2 protein-coding genes, 1 rRNA gene and 1 pseudogene are annotated in these 1,525 nt (G+C 57.6%); all 4 read left to right on the plus strand.

Annotated elements, in window-relative coordinates:
* Positions 1-60 precede the first annotated feature (60 nt).
* Positions 61-173: ribosomal RNA gene (rrf, locus tag JMF90_RS36625) — 5S ribosomal RNA — on the plus strand.
* A gap of 240 nt (positions 174-413) precedes the next feature.
* Positions 414-818 (plus strand): Cu(I)-responsive transcriptional regulator, encoded by a 405-nt coding sequence (cueR, locus tag JMF90_RS36630; protein ID WP_011549389.1) that lies wholly within the window; start codon positions 414-416, stop codon positions 816-818.
* A 215-nt stretch (positions 819-1,033) separates the two neighbouring features.
* The gene (locus JMF90_RS36635) at positions 1,034-1,180 is read left to right on the plus strand and encodes a DUF3563 family protein (protein ID WP_006478295.1); all 147 of its coding nucleotides are present in this window, start codon (positions 1,034-1,036) and stop codon (positions 1,178-1,180) included.
* A gap of 114 nt (positions 1,181-1,294) precedes the next feature.
* A pseudogene (locus JMF90_RS36640) lies at positions 1,295-1,525 on the plus strand (hypothetical protein); the annotation flags it as partial.

The following is a 1,525-nucleotide window of genomic DNA, read 5'->3' on the forward strand; positions in this document are numbered from 1 at the left end:
CAATTACTGCTTCTTCCAAGATTGGTTCTGTTGGCCACGCCAGCAGAACAACCCCCTTTGCCTGATGACCATAGCGAGTCGGTCCCACCCCTTCCCATCCCGAACAGGACCGTGAAACGACTCTACGCCGATGATAGTGCGGATTCCCGTGTGAAAGTAGGTAATCGTCAGGCTCCCTCAAGCCAAGAACCCCCGCCCGAAAGGCGGGGGTTTTTGCATTTCGGCGCCATAAAAGTATGTGGCGAAGCGCCCTCATAACCCGCCGTTACGCACGCCAGATCAAACCGCCTGCGCTCCTTCTGCCAAGCCTTCCCCGGAACGAAACCACGCGATTTGATACGATCGAACAGTCGTCGATGAGGGTATCGTCGACGTTCGCGTTCGAAACCAGGGCTTCATGAAGAGGGCGGGGAATGAATATCGGCGACGCGTCGCGCGAATCCGGCGTCAGTGCAAAAATGATCCGGTACTACGAACAGGTCGGTCTTCTTGCGCCCAGCAAACGGACCGATGCCGGCTACCGAATCTATGGGTCAGACGAAATCCATATCCTGCGGTTCATCCGTCAGGCGCGACGACTTGGCTTTCTCGTCGAAGACATTCGCAAGCTGCTGATGCTCTGGCAGGATCGCTCACGCGCCAGCGCTGAAGTGAAATCGATTGCTCTCGAGCACGTGGCCGAACTCGACAGACGTATCGCCGAATTGAGCGACATGCGCGACACGCTGGTCGATCTGGCCGCGCACTGTCATGGTGACGGTCGGCCCGAATGCCCGATTTTGGCGCGCTTGGCTGACCCTATCGGCGACCCAAATTAGTGCGCGCTCTCGCGCCTCAAAACAGGCTTCGACCCAACATCTATATAAATCAATGAGTTAGATGCGGTTCGCATGCCAACATTCCAAAATGGAATGGGTGCCATGCAAGGATTTCACTAGCATCTTGGTGCGGCGTCGCTATAATTCGGGATAACCCTATACGGGAAATCCCTGAATCTCGATTCACCAGGGGTCCCTCTTCCTTGGAGAACGTCATGATCGCCTACATCGTCGAAAAGCTGAGCAACTGGTTCGAATCCGCAGAACGTGAACGCCGTGAGGCTTACCTCGCCACGTCGTCGGACATCGTCCAGCTCGAGAGCCGCATCCGCTCGCTCGAAACCAACGGCTACTCGCTGTAATCGGAGTCACCGTCAGGTGCCGCGCGGCACCGAACGATAAGCAAGCCCCGTATTGACGGGGCTTTGTTTTTTTGTGCACCGGCTCTGGCGAAATCGTCGGTGCAGCGCTATGGTATGGACCTGCTTTTCATCCTGAAGGTCCCGATCATGCGTTTGTGTGTCGATGTGCGTCGCAGTGCCCGCGCGCGTCTCGTTCTGGGTGCGGTCGTGCTCGCCCATGGCCTCGCGGCCGGTGCCGCGACGTCGACCAAGCCGCTCGTTCTTGATACACAGCGCGGTATCCAGGACGGCAAGGGCGGGTTGGTATTGCAGACGGCGCCGTTGTCTTCCGAGCCGATCGTCGAG

Origin of the sequence: Burkholderia sp. E168m23, from assembly GCF_016586125.1 — a bacterium.
In the GTDB taxonomy this organism is placed as follows: Bacteria; Pseudomonadota; Gammaproteobacteria; order Burkholderiales; family Burkholderiaceae; genus Burkholderia; species Burkholderia orbicola.

Excerpts from the sequence above, each read along its gene's own strand:
- cueR (WP_011549389.1), top strand. The coding sequence starts at position 414 with ATGAATATCGGCGACGCGTCGCGCGAATCCGGCGTCAGTGCAAAAATG.
- JMF90_RS36635 (WP_006478295.1), top strand. The coding sequence starts at position 1,034 with ATGATCGCCTACATCGTCGAAAAGCTGAGCAACTGGTTCGAATCCGCA.